The sequence below is a fragment of the Pseudodesulfovibrio karagichevae genome, from assembly GCF_041414475.1.
In the GTDB taxonomy this organism is placed as follows: Bacteria; Desulfobacterota; Desulfovibrionia; order Desulfovibrionales; family Desulfovibrionaceae; genus Pseudodesulfovibrio; species Pseudodesulfovibrio karagichevae.
Map to the genome: position 1 here is coordinate 178,249 of NZ_JBGLYH010000001.1, position 18,094 is coordinate 196,342.

The following is an 18,094-nucleotide window of genomic DNA, read 5'->3' on the forward strand; positions in this document are numbered from 1 at the left end:
GTACTCCTTGATGTCGGCTAGGCTATGGCCTTTGCACCGGTTTCGGCGGTTCTGACGCGGACGGCGTCACCCACGGGGAGGACAAATATCTTGCCGTCGCCCGGCTTGCCGGTCTTGTTGGCGGCGATGACGGCTTCGACGACGTCGTCGACCATGTCATCGGGGACCACTACCGTTACCATGCGCTTGGGATAGAGCTTGCCCTTCTCGCCGAGCACCGCGGCGGCTTCTTCGTAGCCGCTCTCGGCGCCTTCGACGACGGCCGAGTTGACGAACCCCTTGCCCCGGCCTTCCGCGGAGTGGGCGAAGAAGGCGTCGACGCCGGCAGCGGTCAGGGCGGCCTTGGTCTGGTTCATCATGTTCATGCGCACGACTGCGATGACTTCCTTCATTACGCGGCCTCCTCGCTGGCTGCGGCGGTCTCGTTCACGCCGGAGCTGATGGTGTAGACATCCTCGACGTCGGAGACGAAGATCTTGCCGTCGCCGAACGCGCCCTTGGTGCCGGAGCGGGCCGCATCCATGATGGTGTTGATGACAAAGTCCTTGTCGGCGGCGTTGACGACGCACATGAGCATGGTCTTGGGGATCTCGTCGTAGGTGACCTCGCCGATCTTGATGCCGCGCTGCTTGCCGCGACCGGCCACGGAATATTTGGTGACGGCCGGAAAGCCATTGTCCATGAGGGCGGCCAGGACCGTATCAGACTTCTCGGGACGCACAATTGCTCGTACCATGATCATCATTTTTGCTCTCTCCTATCTCTTCGTTATTAAAAGACTTTGATTGTTTTTCTGTTTCCCATTCCGCCATGTTTTCGGGCTGGTTCTCCCCTGTAGGCACGGAATCCTTTCGAATTCCGCGCCTGCCGGAGCCGCCGACCGGGCGAAATGTCGGGGAGAACTAGGCGGCTTCCATGATGCCGTAGTCCATGAGCAACTGTTCCAGGTCTTCGATCTCGAGGGGGGTCGGGATGGTGAACATCGTGTTCTCGTCGATGGCCTTGGCCAGACCGCGGTACTCGTCGGCCTGCGGCACGGAGCCGTCCCATTCGATGACGGTCTTGCGGTTGATCTCGGCGCGCTGCACGTCGTTGTCGCGGGGCACGAAGTAGATCATCTGGGTGCCCAGCTTGGCGGCCAGCTCGGTGATCAGGTCGGCCTCGCGGTCGGTATTGCGGGAGTTGCAGATCAGGCCGCCCAGACGGACGCCGCCGGATTCCGCGTACTTCATGATGCCCTTGCAGATGTTGTTGGCCGCGTACATGGCCATCATCTCGCCGGAGCAGACGATGTAGATCTCCTGGGCCTTGCCGTCGCGGATGGGCATGGCGAAGCCGCCGCAGACAACGTCGCCGAGGACGTCGTAGAAGGCGTAGTCCAGGCCCTCGGACTCCTCGTAGGCGCCCAGAGACTCAAGCATGTTGATGGAAGTGATGATGCCGCGACCGGCACAGCCGACACCGGGTTCCGGGCCGCCGGACTCGACACACCAGGTGCCGCCGAAACCGGGCTTGCGGATATCCTCGAGTTCCACGTCCTCGCCTTCTTCGCGAAGGGTGTCGAGCACGGACTTCTGCGCCAGGCCGCCGAGCAGGAGACGGGTGGAGTCGGCCTTGGGGTCGCAACCGACGACCATGACCTTGCGGCCCATCTCAGCCAGACCGGCAACAGTGTTCTGTGTGGTGGTGGACTTTCCGATTCCGCCCTTTCCGTAAATTGCTACTTTCCGCATGATTTCTCCTCCATGGGTTTGTTTGCGTCGATGAAGCCCTTAAGGCAAGCGCCGTGCCAAACCCGCTACAACATGTTAACAAGCTGTTTTCAAAGGGGAAATCACCATGATCACAACAGTGTAGCTTCCTACGAAAAGTGTAGGTTCACACCAAGACCGCAGACACAAGTGTAGCAATCTACAAAAACGTAGCCAATTCCATATCTTTTTCGTAAACAAATTTATTTAATTATACCAAGATGATACATGAATTATGAGAATTGGCATCCTTCCTGCTCATAGTGAGGCAGCACCACTAACAACAAGAGAAGGACAAACCACATGTTGATCGACACCACACTCAGAGAAGGAGCGCAGCTCTTCGGGGCCTACTTCTCCATGGAGGCGCGGGAGCGGATCGTGTCCGGTCTCCTGTCCATAGGCGTGGACGAGATCGAGTTGGGCTGGGTCGGCCAGGATGGGCTCGACGAGCTTATAGAGAGGATAGGCGCTCGGCGCGGCCGCACCGCCCTGTCCGTCTGGTCGCCCTGCCGCGAGGCGGACATCCGCAAGGCCGCGGGCCTGGGGATCGACCGCATCAACATCGGCGTGCCCGTATCCGACCTGCATATCGAAAACCGACTCGGGACCGACCGCGAGGGGCTTTTGGAACGCCTGGCCCGTACCGTGCTCGCGGCTCGGCTCCTGGGTATGGAATACGTGTCCGTCGGCCTGGAGGATCTTTCCAGGACCGATCGGGACTTCGCCCTGAGAGCGGCCGGACTGGCTCAGGACGTGGGCGCGTCCCGCGTGCGCCTGTCCGATTCGCTGGGGCTGCTGACCCCGCCCATGACGGTGGAGTTGGTCACGGCCTTCAAGAGGGAACTGGACATCGATCTGGCCGTGCACTGCCATGACGACTTCGGCATGGCCACGGGCAATGCGGTCACCGCCCTTTCCTGCGGCGCGGACTTCGCCGACGTCAGCCTGCTCGGCATCGGCGAACGGTCCGGCATCGCGGCCACCGAGGAGCTGGCCGCCTACCTGACACTCAAGGAGAACAGTCATGCGTACAAAGTTGAAGACCTTCGCGGCCTCTGCCATTTCGTTTCTCAAGCTGCCGGGGTGCCGATTCCCCGAACCAAGGCGATCGCGGGCAAGGACATTTTCGCTTGCGAGTCCGGCCTTCACGCGCACGCCCTCAGCAAGTCGCCTGAGCTTTTCGAGCCGTTCGACCCCGCCCGCATCGGCGCGGACCGGATGGTCGCTGTTGGCGGAAAAAGTGGCCGAGCGGCGGTCGCCAACGCCCTTGCGGACCGGGGTCTCGACCTTCCGGAACAGGGTCTCCCGGCCCTTGTCGATGAAGTAAGAAAGCTGGCCTGGGAGCTGGAACGCCCCCTGACCGACAGCGAACTCTCGAAGCTGGTCAAGAACTAGGAGGTCCGATGTTCAGGAAATTCGTCTACATCTGTCTGTGGCTCTGCGTCCTGTCCGGCACGGCCTCCACGGCCACGCCGCCCGACGCCGCAGCGCCCGCCGCACCTTCGGCCCGGGCCGTCCTCAACCCGTAGGCCCGGCATGGATTTCACGGCGCTCGCGATCACGGGCAAGCTGGCCCTGGCGGTCACGCCCCTGCTGCTCTGCCTGTGCATGCCGCTGGCCTACTGGCTGGCCGTGTCCGGCATGCCGGGCAAGCGGTACGTGGAGGCGGCCTGCAACCTGCCCATGGTCCTGCCGCCCACGGTCCTGGGCTTCGGCCTGCTCATGGTCATGAGCCCGAGCTTGCCCTTGGGCGCGGCCTGGGAGTCCCTGTTCGGCTCGCCCCTGCCCTTTTCCTTCTCCGGGCTGGTCGTCGGCTCCCTGGTCTACAGCCTGCCCTTCGGGGTGCTGCCCATGCGCGCGGCCTTCGAGAAGATCGATCCGGGCATCGTCGAGGCGGCCCACTGCTCGGGCATGACCCACCTCCAGGCCTTCCGACACGTCATCCTGCCCAACGCCATGGGCGGGGTCGCGGCCTCGGCCGCGCTGATCTTCGCGCACACCGTGGGCGAGTTCGGCGTGGCGTTGATGCTCGGCGGGTCCATCCCCGGCCGAACCAAGGTGGCCTCCATCGCCATCTTCGAGCACACCGAGTCCCTGGAATACGGCCAGGCGGGGCTGCTCTCCCTGGCCCTGCTGCTCATAAGCTACGCCACCCTGCTTTTCATCGGACGCCACGGCCTGGCCGGACGCCCCGCATCCTCAAGGATTCCGGACACCCGCCAATCCCGGCGCCGCCCCGCCTTCCAAGACTCCAAGAGAGGTTTCCATGCAAATCATATCCACGCAGTACGGTGAACTGGTTCCCCAACACACGTCCGACGACTTGCGCAAACGGGAGATCCTGCCCGTGGAGTTCCACGGTTCCGGCGGGGTCAAGTCCGTGCCCCTGGAGAACCAGACCATGATCGCCACCCCGGCGGGCGACATCCCGGCCGAGCTGGTCTCCTTCCACGAGAACGGGACCATCAACCGCATCTTTCCCCTGAACGGCAAGCTGTCGGGCTACTGGAGCCAGGACGACGAGGCCGGACTGGCCAGGCCGGTCACCCTGACCACGCCCATCGGCCTGGTCCGCGCCAAGGTCCTGAGCGTCAGCTTCTACGACAACCGCAGCCTGCGCAGCCTGACCCTGTGGCCGGGCGAGACCCTGTCCGTGCCCACCCCGGCCGGGCCCGTGGAGGCGCGCATCGGGGTCAGCTTCACCCCGGAGGGCAAGGTCCGCTCGCTGGAACCGGCCAAACCCGTCACCGTGCCCACCCGGGCGGGCGAGATGACCGCGTACGACCCGGACGCCGTGGGCGTGAACGGGGACGCCAATTCACTGGTGTTCGATGAGGACGGGAAGGTCTGCCAGGTGATCACCACCCTGACCAAGCTGACCGTGGTGCACCCGGACGGGCACACCCACTGCCATATCCCGGAGACCAGGGAGAGCCTGTGCAGCGAGGCGGAGCAGGAGGTGGTGCCCATGACCGTGACCTTCACCAGGGACGCGGTCAGCGTGTCCACGGACCCGGACGCCGCGCCCCTGGTCCTGCCCAGGGAGGGACACGTCTTCTTTGCCGAGCCCCACCTGCCGCAGCTGGCCAACCCCTTCGTGGCCCTGCACTGCTCGGTCTAGGGTGGGCTACTCCAGCCCCTGCCGCATCATGTACCGGAAAATGGTCTCCACGAACTTGCCGGAGACCACGTCCGGCAGGGCGAAGCGCGGCATGTCGCCGGACGCCATGGAGCCGGTGTAGGCGAACCATATTTCCGATGAAATCTTGTTCAGGGCCGGGTTGATCATGGTCCCCCACAACCCTCCGGCGTCGTCCTGGTCCAGGCCGAAGGCCCGGCACTGGATGGGCCGGTGCTCGAAGAGCAGGCACTTGTCGTGCTCGAGCAGGGGGCAGACGGCCCCGGCCTCGGACAGGCAGTATTCCCCTTCCCCGCCGGACTCCAGGTCGCTGGCGGCCTTGCGCTCGGCCTGGGCCGTGGCCACGGCCCGCTCGATGACCTTGAGGCGCTCCTCGCCGGACAGCTTCTGATTGATGCGGTGCGAGATGTACACGGCCTCGGCCAGGGTCAGGGAGACCGGGGTGGTGCAGCACTGGCTGTGATCCAGGCCGCAGGCCAGCCCCTTGGTGGCCTGGCCGCTCTCGTCCACCCGCGCGACCAGCTCCCCGTAGTCGTTGAAAAACGGCGACAGATCCACCAGCCGCTTGAACTCCAGGGACGGCTCGCGCACGGTCAGCTGGCCGGACTGCTTGCCGTATTTTCGAATGGTCCGCCACTGGACGAAATTGGCGGGCTTGCTCTTGAGCCTCTTGAGCGCCTTGCCCGCCAGCTTGTGGCCCAGGCCGCGCCGCAGCAGGTAGGCGTTGAGCACCGTGCCGGTGCGGCCGATGCCGTGGCGGCAGTGGATGAGCACCTTCTTGCCCAGGTAGATGGCCTCGTCCAGCCAGGCCAGGGTCTTTTCCAGCTCAATCAGGCCCGGGGCCTCCTCGTCCTCAAGGGGCAGATAGTGGACCTCGAAACCCGCGTCCTTCTCGATGTCGTGCAGGTCGCAGAACTCGCCGCACAGGTTGAGGATGGCGTCCACGCCCTGGGTGCGGATGGCCTCCAGCTGCGGATAGCTCATGGGGGCGCTGCCCACGCCGAGCTGGTCCGTGACCCAGGTGACCTTGTAGGCGGCGGTCTTGTCAGCCATCGCGCGACTCCGCGTCGTTGATGAACCGCTCGACCTCGGCGGCGACCTGTTCCTCGCTGTCCATGCGCATGTCCATGAGCCGGGTCACGGCCATGAGGTAGCCCAGGCGCATGAGCAGCCGCCGGATGTCGTTCTCGGGCAGCCGGGCGCACTTGGCGTCGATCATGTCGCCGCGCGTGACCGTCTCGAACCCGTAGCGATCCAGAACCCTCTGGATGAATTCCAGGCGGAGCAGCCGCTGGTCGAACCCGGCCCCGCCGCCCTTGAAACGGAAATTGATGTAGTTGGCCCCCTGCTCCGGCCCGCAGATGGCGTCCACCACCGAGAAGTGGTAGCCGAAACGGACCATCAGGTGCAGGTAGTCCTCGGAGATCAGCCCGTAGCTGGCCAGCAGCTTGGAATCGAAGCTGAAGATGCCGCCCGAGACCTTGTCGAACTCCTCCCAGTCCATGGCCGTCAGCCGCGAGGGCCAATTGACGCGGTCGTCGGCCAATCCGTACCACAGGGCCCACATGGGGCGGCACTTGATGTCCTGGGGCGAGACGGTCTTGCCCTCGCCCGCGTTGGCGAAGAAGCCGCCGCCCAGGTCCAGGACGTACATGATCAGGGGCAGGCTGGTCTCCAGCCGCTTGGCCGAGTGCATGCCCCGCCCCTTCTTGTCCATGACCGAAAACATCTCGTTCACGGACTTCTCGTGGCAGAAGCGGACCACGTCGTGCAGGGACTTGCAGCCCATGGGGGTGAAGCCCTCGTCCTGGGGGTCGGTCAGGTTCAGGCGCACGGTCAGGGGCGCGACCTTGGCGTACTGCTCCACCACCCGCCCGGAGACCTGGTGCCCTTCGCGGGCGCGGGTCATGATGGCCTCCACGCAGCCGTCGTAGATGGCCCCGTTCGTGCCGTCCACGGTGACCAACTGGCTCTGTTCGAGCCGGGCGTGCACGTCGCCGACCACCACGGGCACGCCCGATTCGCGGGCCACGGAAGCGAAATGGCTGGCCCGGCTGCCCGTGGCCGCGATGACCCCGTTCATCCGGCCGATGAAGGTCAAGAGCGACGGTTGCAGGCTCGGGGTGACGACCACGGCCCCCTCGGGAATCTGGGCGATGCGTTCGCCCGTGGAGGCGAAATACACGGTCCCGCAGCCCGCGCCCGTGGAGGCGCGTTCCAGCCCCTCGGCGATGGGGCTGACGGACATGGGCAGCGGCTCCTGCCCGGCCAGGGCCTCCTCGCGTTCCTCCTGCAGGGGGCGGGTCTGGAGGATGTACAGCTCGCCGGTGACGTCCTCGGCCCACTCGATGTCCTGGGGCCGCCCGAAGGCCTCCTCCAACCGCATGGCCAGCTGCCCGAGCCGGACCAGGGACGCCTCCGAGGGCAGACCGCCCGTGTCCGGGGTGCAGTCCGCGTCCAGGCGCGGGGTCTCGTGCCGGGTCAGCACGGCCTTGTCCGGGGAGGTGGAGCCGTCCACCAGCCCGTGGCCCAGCCCGCGCACGCCGTACACGCCCATGGCCTCGCGCCCCCGGCAGTCCGGGTCGCGGGTGTAGAGCACGCCCGCGGTGTCCGCGTCCACCATGGGGATGACCAGCACGGCCATGGCCGTCTCGCTGTCGGTCAACCCGTTGGAGATGCGGTAGGCCACGGCGCGCGGGCAGTACTTGCCCGCCAGGACGCGCTTGTACGCCTCGAGCACGTCGTTGGGCTGGACGTTCAGCTCCGAGGCGTACTGCCCGGCGAAGGATATCTCGCCGTCCTCGGCCAGGGCGCTGGAGCGCACCGCGATGAGGTCGTCGCCGGCGATGATCTCGGACACGCCGAAGCGGATGCCCCGGGCGATCTCCTCCGGGACCTCGGCGGCCAGGATGAGCTCCTGCATCTCGGCGGTCAGCCGGGCCAGCAGGTCGCGATCGCCCACGACCATCTGGCGCAGACGCTTTTCGATCTCCTCGCCCAGGCCGTTGAAGTCGATGAAGTAGTTGAAGGCGTTGGCCGTGACCACGAAGCCCGGGGGCACGGGCATGCCGTCCAGGGACTTGGCCCGGCCCAGGTTGGACGCCTTGCCGCCCGCCAGCCTCGGCAGGGCCCCGGCCTCCTCCAGGGAGAGGATATACGGCGGGCCCACCTCGGGCTGTTCGAGTTGGAGCGCCATGCGCACGTAGAAGTCGATCTTGCGGAAGTACTCGGGCAGGTCCATGTACCGGGTGGGGTTCATCTCCACCAGCTGCCCGGCCATGGTGGACACGGCCGAGGACAGCCGGTTGGTCATCCAGACGGCGCGCTGCCGGTCGGCCAGCCGCTTGCCGTAGAACATCTCCTCCAGGTCGGCGATCAATTCCAGGGCCACGGCGTCGTGGGCCAGCAGGGACTTGAACGCCTCGTACTTGCGCCGCAGCAGGGTGCCCGGCGCGAATACCTGGTAGGTCCAGTGCCTGAAGAGCTGTTTGAGATACATGGATCGTCCTTGGCTATACGTGTGGTTGACGGACCTCGGGCTCCTTCCCTATTCCCCGCTGTCGAGGACTTCGGCCACCTTGGCCTCCAGCTCCTCCTTGTTGATGGGCTTGACGCAGTATTCCTGGGCCCCGAGGCGCAGCGATTCGCGGGCGGTCTCCAGGGTGGGGTAGCCGGTCAGCATGATCGCCTTCATGTCCGGGTTGACCTTCTTGAGCTCCTCCAGGGCCTCCACGCCGGTCATCTTCTTGAGCTTGATGTCCAGGATGGCCAGGTCGATCTTCGTCCCGGCCGCGCGCTTCAGGGCGTCTTCCTCCTCGGTGAAGTTCCACACCTTGTGCCCCTTGCGCTCCAGGATGCGCTTGACCAGCATCCCGGCGTCGCTGATGTCGTCGAGTACCAATATATTAGCCATGATCTACTCCTTTTCGGGCTCCCCGCTATCCGGACCCTCGTGGTCCAGCGGGAGGTTCACTTCAAAGACCGTTCCGCCGCCTCCGGCCCCGCCCTTGGCGTTGGCCGGGAAACCGAAACCCTCGGGGACCGGGCTGTCGGCGTGGATGTCGCCGCCGTGGTCCTCGATGATCCCGAAGGAGACGGACAGCCCCAGGCCGGTGCCTTTGTCCACGGCCTTGGTGCTGTAGAACGGATCGAAAATCTTCTTGAGCGCCTCTTCGGCGATGCCCGAACCGTTGTCGGCCACCCACAGGGAGACGATGCCGCCCGGCGTGTCCAGGCGGGTGCGGATGAATATGGTCCCGCCCTGCCCGGCCATGGCGTCGCGCGCGTTGGTCAGCAGGTTGATCCAGACCTGCTTGAGCTTCTCGGGGTCGCCGTAGATGATCGGGTAGCGGTCGTCGAGCTGGGTGATGATCTCCACCTTGTCGAGCTCGAGCGTGTGGCGCACCAGGGAGACCGCCTCCATGACCGAGTTGTTGAAGCACATCGCGCGCTTGGCCGACTGGGTCTGGCGGGAGAAGCCGAGCAGGTCGGCCACGATCTTCTTGCACACCTGGGTCTGCTTCTCGATGATGGCCAGGTCCTGGTGGATCTGGCTGTCCGGGTCCACGTCCTCCTGGAGCAGTTGGGCGTACCCCAGGATGATGCCCAGCGGGGTGTTGATCTCGTGGGCCACACCGCCCGCCAGAAGCCCCAGGGACTCCATCTTCTGGGCCTGGATGAGCTGGTTCTCGTAGCGCTTGATGTCCGAGATGTCGCGGTCGGTCCGCAGCAACCCGTCGATGCGCCCCTCGTCGTTGAAGACCGGCACGCAGACCACGTGGAACCAGTGCTCGCCGCCGCCGGTCTCGACCATGAGCTGGGTGTCCAGCCTGCGCCCGGACTGGAGGATGTCGCGGGCGGCCATGTGGCGCTCCTCGGCCTCGGCCTCGGGGAAGAGGTCGAAGTCGGTCCGGCCCTCGATCTCGGCCAGGGACATGCCCACGGACTCGGCGAAGCTCTTGTTGCAGCCCCGGTAGCGCATGGTCGAGTCCACCAGGGAGACGCGGTCCGGGGTGACGTCCAGGATGGTCCGGGTCAGCCGCTGCTGGTCGCGCAGGTTGCGCTCGGCGTCGCGCAGCTCCTCGATGTGGCTCTTGAGCGACAGGGCCATGACGTCGAAGGTCTCGGCCAGGTCCTGGATCTCGTCGCCCGCGTTCTCGCGGTAGACCACGCAGCGGCGGCAGGACTCCAGCCTGCACTGGAAGTTGCCCTCGTTGTTGCAGTCCGGGCACATGGTCCCGGCGATGTACCAGCACCGCCGCCGGGTCTCCCCGTAGGCCGGGCACTGGGTGGTGTTGCACTGCTGCTTTTCCCAGCAGTGGATGCCCCACTCCGGGCCGGAAAAGGTGTCCAGGTTGCCGGTCAGCATCTCCTCGGCGTGGGCGCGCAGCCGCCCCAGCCGGGCGGTGACGCGCCGGGCGAAGACCGTGCCGAGCGACGTGGCCAGGATCAATGCCCCGGCGAACAGCCCGGCCATGAGGGTCAGCTGGCGCTGCACGGCCATCTGGATGCGCGCCTGGGACAGGCCGATGCGCACGGTCCCGAGGCGGCCGTCCGAGACCAGGACCGGGGCCGCGAAGTCGTAGATGCGCCGCGAGCCGTCGGCCAAAAGCTGGATGTGCAGGGACTCGCCCGAGGCCGCCTTGTTGGCGTCGATGAGGTCCACGGGGAACCCTTTCTGGAAGGTATGGACCAGGACGAAACCGTTCTTGTCCTGGACAAAGGCGTAGATCACGTCCTCCACGGTGGACTGCTCGTCGACCATGTTCTTGAGCCGCAGGAAGTCGCGGGCCAGCAGGGGGTCCACGGCGCGCACGGACAGCCCTTCGGCCAGGGCCGAGCCGCGCTTCTTGCTCTCCTCCACCAGGGAGTTGGCGCTCATGGTCCCGACCAGCGGCAACAGGAGCACGGCCATGCCCACCAGGATGGCGGACATGCCCAGATTGAGCTTGGTGCGGAACTTGAGCCGGGGGAAGATGCGCATGGAGGCTACCGGTCCAGGTTCAGTTTCTCGGCCAGTTCCCTGACCGGATCGTAGTCGATGTCGCGGGCCGGAATGATGCCCTTCACGCCCGCGGCGCTCAGGATGGCCCTGTGCTCGGGGGTGTCCACGTTCAGGGCGAACATGGCCTTGGCGATGGCGTCCACCACGGCCGGGTCGAGCCCCTTGCGGGCCGCGTACACCCAGCCGGGATAGGCGCGGGTCTCGGCCAGGACCCGGATGGAGCCCCGGTCGATCTTGTTCTTGACCACGTCCAGGGTGCCCTTGCGGATGGTGCCGATGTCGTACACGCCCGCGTGCACCGCCAGGACGACCTTCTCCTGCTTGCCGCCCGGACCGGGCGCGAAGTCCACGGTCTCGAAGTCGGAGAGCTTGATGCCGTGGTCGTAGAACAGCCCCAGGGGGAAAAGATAGCCGCCCGCCGAGTTGGGGTCCACGGCGATCCACCGCTTGCCCCGGCAGTCGTTGATGGAGTTGATGGCCGCGTTGTCCGTCCGGGCGATGATCTGCCCCTGGAAGTAGGGCTCGCCCGAGGGCTCGATGACCCGGGCGAAGGCGTGGGCCCCGGCCTTGGCCAACCGCACGTAGACGAACGGGTTGGAGTAGGAGATGTCGATCTCCCCGCGCTCGACCATCTTGACGTGCTCCTCGAACGTGTCGGGGAAAATCTGACGGAGCGGCAGGTCGGTGGCCTTGCGCAGGTATTCGAGCAGCCTGCGGTGGCGCTGGTAGGAAATGGTGTGGGAATATTGCGGCAGGTAGGCATAGGTGATGGCCTCGTCCATGCGCGGGGCCACCAGGTCCTCGCGCTTGGACAGGTTGACCTTGACCGGCTTCTCGTCCGAGCACCCGGACGCGAAGGCCACGGGGAGGAGGAGCGCGAGCAGGACCGCCCAGGTCGACATTCGTATTCTCGTCATTCTCATCATCGGATCAACAGCTCTCGGCGCTCTGGGCGCCGCGTTTCGGACGTACCTTGAAACCGTACAGAAATTCAGGCCGTATTCCAACAAGTCTTATCCCTTGGCAACATGCCCCCAAGTCAGTATGAAGGGGTGCCAGCATACGGGCGTGCCCAAGCAAGGAGATTTCCATGACGACCATTTACAAGATCCCCATGAGCAAGACCGTGCTCACCTTCTTCCTCCTGACAGTGGCCCTCGTCGCCGCGGTCGTGGCCTGGAGTTTCAACTCCGGGCTGACCTGGACCGGCATCTGCCTCATCGCCGTGGCCGGGCCGCTGTCCCTGTTCTACTGGTACATGCTTTACATCACGCCCAGACGGGCCTCGGTCACGGTGGCCGACGAGGGCATCCTCCTGGCCGCCCCGCCGTTCGCCTCGGCGGTCATCCCCTGGGCCTCGGTGGTCAAGACCTTCCGCGTGGACCTGAAAAAAGACGCGGACTTCAAGTTCACCAAGACCCGAAAGTACATGACCTTCGGCGCCTACCGGTCCGGCATGGTCGAGATCAAGGACGGCAGGGAGGCCGTGGTGGTGACCAACCGCCCCGACGTGCTCTGCGTCCAGACCGGGGATCGGTACTATCTGATCGGGCCCTCGGACCTGCCCGGCTTCCTGGAGGCCGTGGAAAAGGCCGCTCCCTAGGGCCCGGCCCGGCCGATCATATCAAAGAACAAAGCCGCCCCGTGGGGCGGCTTTTCCTTTTCTCGAAATCGCTAGGACCCTTCGGGGACCGGCTTGCTCTCGATGAGCACCTGTTTGCGCTTGCCCCGCTCCTTCCTGGCCTGGGCATAGGCGATCTTGTCCTCTTCGCTGAGCAGGTCCGTATAGGTCAGCATCTCGTCGGCCGCCTCGTTCTCCTTGACCCGCTGCTTGATGCTCTTGAAGACCGGCAGCCAGGGCTTGGACAGGCTGAAGAGGTAGCGGATCAGGATGTAGGCCGGGATGAAGATGAAGGCCGGGCCGACCTGCCCCGCCACGGGCACGGTGAAATCCACCTCGCCGAAGCGGTAGAAGAGCCAGCCGATGGCGAAGGGCACCACCCACAGGGACGAGGCGAACAGGGCCATGCGGGCGAAGAAATTCTTGCCGAAGGCGTCGTTGGCCAGCGAGTTGCAGGCCTTCCAGGAAGTCTTGTCCTTGACGCTCAGGGCCTTGACCGAAAAATTGTGCTGGTCGATCATTTCGCGGTTGATGGTGGCGAAATGGCGCTTATTGAGGAAATAGACCCCGGCCATGCACAGCTCGCCGATGACCGTGGCCGCCAGGCAGACCCAGACCAGACCGAGGGCGAAGCCCACGTACGGGTTGTCGCTGATGCGGAAGGCCCATATGAGCCAGGGATCGAGGAACTGGTAGACGGTGATTCCGGTCATGAAGAAATCCGTTGTTTGTGGCGGCCGCCCTTTCGGGCGGCCGCCGTTGTCTCACTGATTCGCGCCCTAGATGGGGAGCAGGATGCCGAAGAAGCCCTTGAGGGTGTACTTCAGGCCGACGTACACGGCCAGCAGGATGAAGAGGCGCTTCAGCCAGATGTCCGGGATGTACTTGGAGGTCTTGGGTCCGATGATGGAGCCGATGACGATGCCGACGAGCTCGGCGCCGATCAGGGACCACTCGACCGGGGTGGAGCGGAGGAGCATGTAGGAGGCGATGGAGTTGGCCATGCCGACGAAGACGGCCATGGCCGAGGTTCCGGCCACCAGGTACATGGGCAGGCCCGCAACGGAGGTCAGGAACGGCACCAGCAGGAAGCCGCCGCCGACGCCCAGGAAGGAGGCCAGGGCCGCGATGAAGAAGCCGCCGACCACGGGGATCAGGGGATTGAACTTGAACTCGACGCCGAAGAAGGTGAATTCGCAGGCGGTCGGGGTGAACTTCTGGACCTTGACGCCCATCTCGGCCAGGTCGACGGTGCCGCCGGCCTGCTGTTCCTTGACGGACTTCTGGAAGGCTTCGGCGGCCTTCTTGGCGGCCTTCTTGCTTTCCTGACCCTTCGGGGTGGTTTCATAGAAGAGGTAGCAGCCCAGGAAGAGGACGAACAGGCCGAAGTAGCCGATGTAGGCCTTCAGGCTGATCTTGCCGGCGGTCAGCCAGGGCACCAGCCAGGAGCCGGACACGGAGCCGATGGCCAGGGCGATACCCAGGGGCAGCACCAGACGGCCGGCCTTCCAGTAGTTGAAGGAGGACAGGGCGGCGGAGCAGCCGACCAGCCACTGGTTGGACACGCGGATGGAGTCCGTGACGACCTTGTTCAGCTTGGCGCCCTTGCCGAAGGAGCTGGCGTAGTCGCCCAGGCCGTAGATGGTGATGTGACCGACACCGGCCATGATGCCGCCGAACGCGCCGACGGTGGAGAAGATCCAGCCAACCCAGATCGCCCACAGGAGGCCGATGATGATGTTGAGCTGCGGTCCGCCGGGAATGCCCAGGTAGCCGGGCTCACCGGTGGGTTTGGCCTCGGCGATGGCGTCGGACAGACGGGAAGCCAGAGCGGGTTCGGCGATCAGGCAGACAGCCGCAGCCAGCGCCAGCAACAGGAGAGTTTTCTTGGAACGTAACACAGTTACCTCCTCCTCATAATGAATGTTAAAAGGACCCCAAAATGTCACTCCGCGTCCCCCAAGGCAGCGGAGTTTGGTACCAGTCTATTCCGGCCGCACGAAGCTCAGGGCGTTCGCCGTACAGCCGACAACGCAGGCAGGGGTGCCGCCGGCATCCACCCTGTCCACGCAGAAATCACATTTCATGATCTTGCCGGTGGCGTCGTTGAACACCGGCACGGTCCACGGACAGGCGTCGATACAGGCCTTGCAGCCGTCGCACTTGTCCATTTCCACCAGCACCAGCCCGTCCTCGCGCTTGTACATGGCCCCGGTGGGGCATGCGCTCACGCATTCGGGCTTCTTGCAGTGCCGACAGTTGGTGTACTTCAGCAAAGCCGAAGGCTTGCCGTCCTTGTCGGCGACGGGTCCCTCCGCCTCAAGGCGGTTGAGGGAAAGCCCGGCGGGCACCTTGTTCTTCACCTTGCAGTGAACCAGGCAGGCGTTGCACGCAATGCACCGCTTCTTGTCAAATTTCATTCTGTAACCAGCCATTTTCCACCTCTGCAGACTAGGATTTGGGCGCGCAGTCTTGTTTGTAGTCCAGGAATTGAAGAAAAATCCGGACTTGGTCAACAACCACCCCACTTGTGATAGATTTCTCAATTGGGAACGATCATAACTCTTTTTTTTCGTCGAATGGAAGAAAAATCATGTTATAGATTTCACAAGCCGGGTATGTATTGCCCACGGTTGACCAGCACGCATAAGGTCCATCCTAATTCAAAGAGCGCGCAGAATTATCACTGTCTGTACAGGAGGAGTGTATGGGAAAGGAATTTGTAAAGAGCATATGCGGCATGTGCTCGGTACGATGTCCCATCGAGGTCGAAGTGGTCGACGGCAAGGCGGAGTACATCCAGGGTAACCCCGATGCCCCCGGCATCATGGGCTCCCTGTGTCCGCGCGGCGCTGCCGGTACGGCCCTGACCTATGATGAGGACCGCCCGCAGTACCCCATGGTACGCACGGGCAAACGCGGCGAAGGCAAGTGGAAGAAGGTGTCGTGGGACGAGGCCCTGGACTATGTGGCCGACGAACTGACCCGCATTCAGAACACCTACGGCAAGAACTCGGTCCTTTTCTCGGACCGTGGCGGCCCGTTCCGCGATTTCTACCGTGCCTTCCTGCGCGGCATCGGCACGGCCAACTACAACAACCATGACTCGGCCTGCGCCCGCAATGTGCAGAACGCGGCCCTGTCCGTGTTCGGCTTCGGCCGCAAGGGCGTGTCCTACGACCTGAAGAACGCCAAGCACGTGGTGCTCCAGCAGCGCAACATCCTCGAGGCCATCAACGTGGCCGAGGTGAACAACCTGTTCGCCGGCATCGAGAAGGGCTGCAAGCTGACGGTCATCGACATCCGGGCCAACGTTCCGGCCACCAAGGCGGACAACTTCTTCATGGTCCGGCCCGGCACGGACTACGCCTTCAACCTGGCGGTCATCAACGTTCTCATCAATAATGAATTGTACGACAAGCAGTTCGTGGCCGACTGGGTCGAGGACTTCGACAAGCTCGCGGAGTTCGTCAAGCCCTACACCCCGGAGTGGGCCGAGGCCGAGACCGGCGTGCCCGCGGCAAGCCTGGTCGACTTCTGCAACCATCTGGCCGAGGCCGCCCCGAGCGTGATCTGGCATCCGGGCTGGATGACGGCTCGCTACTCCGATTCGTTCTACATGACCCGGACCATCTACATCATCAACTCGCTGCTCGGGGCCATCGGCGCCAAGGGCGGCCTGCCCTTCATGAACAAGCCCGGCGACGTGGGCGCCAAGGGGCTCAAGAGCTTCATGGAGATCTATCCCAAGCCCGAAGGCAAACGCGCCGACGGCGTGGGCTGGATGGAAGGACGCAAGCACTTCGACGCGGGCCCGGGCCTGGTCCACCTGGCCTACGAGGCCGCGGTGGAGGAAAAGCCCTACCCCATCAAAGCGTACATCGCCCAGCGCCACGACCCGCTCATGGCCTTCCCGGACAAGGACGACGTCAAGGCCAAGTGGGACGACATCGAACTGCTCGTGGCCGTGACCTTCTCCTGGTCCGACACCGCCTGGAACGCCGACGTGGTCCTGCCCATCTCCCCGTATCTCGAACGGGACGAGATCCTGATGACCAAGAACGGCCCCAAGCCCTGCTTCCAGGTGCGCAAGCGCGCCATGCAGCCCATCTACGACACCAAGGCCGTGTGGGAGATCTACGCGGGCCTGGCCAAGCGCATGGGCCTCAAGGAGCTGGACTACACCAACATCGAGGACATCTGGAAGTTCCAGCTCGAGGGCACCGGCGTGTCCATCGAGGACTTCGAGAAGACCGGTATCGTGTCCCTGGCCTCCGATCCCCTGTACAAGCCGGTGAAAGAGGGCTCCTTCAAGACCCCGTCCGGCAAGGTCCAGATCATCGACGCCAAGCTCGAAGCGGACGGTCTGCCGTCGCTGAAGCCCTACGAGGCGCCCGAGCAGGTGCCGGACGGCAAGTTCCGCATCACCTTCGGCCGCTGCGCCCTGCACACTCAGGGCCACACCGTGAACAACTCGCTGCTCTTCGAGCAGATGCCCGAGAACGTCCTGTGGATCAACACCAAGCGCGCCGAGGCGCTGGGCATCGAGCAGGACGAGTACGTGACCGTGGCCAGCAACGGCTACAAGGCCAAGATCAAGGCGTTCGTCACGGACTTCGTCCATCCCGAAGCGGTCTTCATGATCCACGGTTTCGGCCACGACCTGCCGTGCGAATCCCGCGCCAAGGGCATGGGTGCAGCCGACAACATGCTCATGCCTAAGGGAATCAACAAATGGGACCGCGGCGGCGGCGCCGTGGCCATGCAGGAGCACTTCGTCTCCGTATCCAAGGCATAACCAACTCTCACCCCCTTAATAGAGAAGGCCGGCACCTTTTTGGTGTCGGCCTTTTCTCATTGAGCGGCTTCCGATAGCGGGCCATCTGCACATTTTTCGGGGGCAAGCCAATCCTCACGTAGACGGCTACGCTGCGGTTGTCTTGCCCCCGGAAAAAGCACAGCTGACCCACTTTCGAAAGCCTCATCGCGTCATCAGGCTGCTTCGTGTGCGAGGTTGTCGCGGAAAGAGAACCGCTGTCGGGTGCAGCGCACCCAAATCGCTCCAGAAAAAAGATAAGGCCTTCGATTCCATCATGAATCGAGGGCCTTTTTGTTGTATTCCCACCCCGCGAAGCGGCGTTAAAGAGTTTAGGAAGGGAGAGGGGATGGGGGTCCGGGGGAAGGGGGAAAGGGGGTACAGCCCGGGTACATAGGTAACACATTAGCCCGGGAACATGGGTAACACTTTGGGCATGAGAGCCTGGAGGTGCCTATGCCCTGGAATGAGGTCAAACCTATGGATCAGCGATGGTTGTTCGTGATGGAGGCGCGGCTCGGCGCCGAGGCCGTGGCGGAGTTGTGCCGCAAGTATGGAATCAGCCGGAAAACTGGATACAAGTGGCTGAAACGCTATCATGAATTCGGAAAGTTCGGGTTCGTGGAACTGGCCAGGAGGCCACGCGGTTGCCCGCACAGGACACCCGTTGAAATGCGGGAGGCCGTCGTGGCCCTGCGCAAGGCCTGGCCGGGCATCGGGCCGCGCAAGATCGCCGGAGAGCTGCGCAACCGGGGGCTTC

General features: G+C 64.2%; 18 protein-coding genes. 7 read left to right on the forward strand and 11 right to left on the reverse strand.

All coding sequences use genetic code 11. The features are described 5' to 3' along the window. Window positions 1-17: 17 nt before the first annotated feature. The 3 genes from AB6M95_RS00695 to nifH all read right to left on the reverse strand — a co-directional run bounded on the left by AB6M95_RS00695 (window position 18) and on the right by nifH (window position 1,733). Complete coding sequence (locus tag AB6M95_RS00695) at window positions 18-392, reverse strand: P-II family nitrogen regulator (protein WP_371384806.1); 375 nt, start codon at window positions 390-392, stop codon at window positions 18-20. Continuing rightward, complete coding sequence (locus AB6M95_RS00700) at window positions 392-745, reverse strand: P-II family nitrogen regulator (protein ID WP_371384807.1); 354 nt, start codon at window positions 743-745, stop codon at window positions 392-394. Before AB6M95_RS00700 ends, AB6M95_RS00695 begins: the two co-directional genes overlap by 1 nt. A gap of 157 nt (window positions 746-902) precedes the next feature. Next, window positions 903-1,733 carry a nitrogenase iron protein gene (gene nifH, locus AB6M95_RS00705; RefSeq protein ID WP_371384808.1) on the reverse strand — a complete coding sequence of 277 codons (831 nt, stop codon included), beginning with the start codon at window positions 1,731-1,733 and terminating at the stop codon, window positions 903-905. 321 nt (window positions 1,734-2,054) lie between these two features. Between nifH and AB6M95_RS00710 the strand changes: the two genes are divergently transcribed. From AB6M95_RS00710 to AB6M95_RS00725, 4 genes are read left to right on the forward strand one after another with little or no spacing between them, the layout of a single operon-like run. Beyond that, the gene (locus tag AB6M95_RS00710; RefSeq protein ID WP_371384809.1) at window positions 2,055-3,149 is read left to right on the forward strand and encodes a LeuA family protein; all 1,095 of its coding nucleotides are present in this window, start codon (window positions 2,055-2,057) and stop codon (window positions 3,147-3,149) included. Between the two features lie 8 nt (window positions 3,150-3,157). Then, window positions 3,158-3,283, forward strand: coding sequence for a hypothetical protein (locus AB6M95_RS00715; RefSeq protein ID WP_371384810.1), 126 nt, complete (start codon window positions 3,158-3,160; stop codon window positions 3,281-3,283). 7 nt (window positions 3,284-3,290) lie between these two features. Continuing rightward, on the forward strand, window positions 3,291-4,049 hold the full coding sequence (gene modB, locus AB6M95_RS00720; protein ID WP_371384811.1) for a molybdate ABC transporter permease subunit: 759 nt from the start codon (window positions 3,291-3,293) through the stop codon (window positions 4,047-4,049). Beyond that, window positions 4,021-4,875, forward strand: coding sequence for a hypothetical protein (locus AB6M95_RS00725; protein ID WP_371384812.1), 855 nt, complete (start codon window positions 4,021-4,023; stop codon window positions 4,873-4,875). The genes modB and AB6M95_RS00725 overlap by 29 nt, the downstream gene beginning before the upstream one ends. Before the next feature lie 6 nt (window positions 4,876-4,881). On the opposite strand, the gene AB6M95_RS00730 is transcribed toward AB6M95_RS00725, so the two are convergent. The 5 genes from AB6M95_RS00730 to AB6M95_RS00750 are packed head-to-tail and all read right to left on the reverse strand — an operon-like array spanning window position 4,882 to window position 11,820. Then, a complete protein-coding gene (locus AB6M95_RS00730; protein ID WP_371384813.1) occupies window positions 4,882-5,946 on the reverse strand; it encodes a protein-tyrosine phosphatase family protein in 1,065 nt (354 codons plus the stop codon). Then, window positions 5,939-8,392 (reverse strand): PEP/pyruvate-binding domain-containing protein, encoded by a 2,454-nt coding sequence (locus AB6M95_RS00735; protein WP_371384814.1) that lies wholly within the window; start codon window positions 8,390-8,392, stop codon window positions 5,939-5,941. The genes AB6M95_RS00730 and AB6M95_RS00735 overlap by 8 nt, the downstream gene beginning before the upstream one ends. A gap of 48 nt (window positions 8,393-8,440) precedes the next feature. Continuing rightward, window positions 8,441-8,806 (reverse strand): response regulator, encoded by a 366-nt coding sequence (locus AB6M95_RS00740; protein ID WP_371384815.1) that lies wholly within the window; start codon window positions 8,804-8,806, stop codon window positions 8,441-8,443. Window positions 8,807-8,809: 3 nt separating this feature from the next. After that, window positions 8,810-10,876, reverse strand: coding sequence for an ATP-binding protein (locus tag AB6M95_RS00745; protein ID WP_371384816.1), 2,067 nt, complete (start codon window positions 10,874-10,876; stop codon window positions 8,810-8,812). A gap of 5 nt (window positions 10,877-10,881) precedes the next feature. Then, the gene (locus AB6M95_RS00750; RefSeq protein ID WP_371384817.1) at window positions 10,882-11,820 is read right to left on the reverse strand and encodes a phosphate/phosphite/phosphonate ABC transporter substrate-binding protein; all 939 of its coding nucleotides are present in this window, start codon (window positions 11,818-11,820) and stop codon (window positions 10,882-10,884) included. Window positions 11,821-11,987: 167 nt separating this feature from the next. On the opposite strand from AB6M95_RS00750, the gene AB6M95_RS00755 reads away from it, so the two are divergent. Next, window positions 11,988-12,500 (forward strand): PH domain-containing protein, encoded by a 513-nt coding sequence (locus AB6M95_RS00755; RefSeq protein WP_371384818.1) that lies wholly within the window; start codon window positions 11,988-11,990, stop codon window positions 12,498-12,500. A 71-nt stretch (window positions 12,501-12,571) separates the two neighbouring features. Here the strand turns inward: AB6M95_RS00755 and AB6M95_RS00760 are convergent, their stop codons facing one another. The 3 genes from AB6M95_RS00760 to AB6M95_RS00770 form a co-directional block, all read right to left on the reverse strand. Continuing rightward, entirely contained in the window at window positions 12,572-13,231 is a 660-nt protein-coding gene (locus AB6M95_RS00760) for a hypothetical protein (RefSeq protein WP_371384819.1), read from the reverse strand. A 66-nt stretch (window positions 13,232-13,297) separates the two neighbouring features. Beyond that, window positions 13,298-14,419 carry a sulfite exporter TauE/SafE family protein gene (locus AB6M95_RS00765; RefSeq protein ID WP_371384820.1) on the reverse strand — a complete coding sequence of 374 codons (1,122 nt, stop codon included), beginning with the start codon at window positions 14,417-14,419 and terminating at the stop codon, window positions 13,298-13,300. 84 nt (window positions 14,420-14,503) lie between these two features. Continuing rightward, window positions 14,504-14,953, reverse strand: a complete 450-nt coding sequence (locus AB6M95_RS00770; protein WP_371384821.1) for a 4Fe-4S dicluster domain-containing protein — start codon at window positions 14,951-14,953, stop codon at window positions 14,504-14,506. A gap of 272 nt (window positions 14,954-15,225) precedes the next feature. Here AB6M95_RS00770 and AB6M95_RS00775 point away from each other — a divergent pair, with 272 nt between their 5' ends. Both AB6M95_RS00775 and AB6M95_RS00780 read left to right on the forward strand, forming a co-directional pair. Continuing rightward, the gene (locus AB6M95_RS00775) at window positions 15,226-17,316 is read left to right on the forward strand and encodes a molybdopterin-containing oxidoreductase family protein (RefSeq protein ID WP_371384822.1); all 2,091 of its coding nucleotides are present in this window, start codon (window positions 15,226-15,228) and stop codon (window positions 17,314-17,316) included. Window positions 17,317-17,790: 474 nt separating this feature from the next. After that, window positions 17,791-18,094, forward strand: a 304-nt coding sequence (locus tag AB6M95_RS00780; RefSeq protein ID WP_371384823.1) for a helix-turn-helix domain-containing protein, incomplete at its 3' end; no start/stop codon positions are given.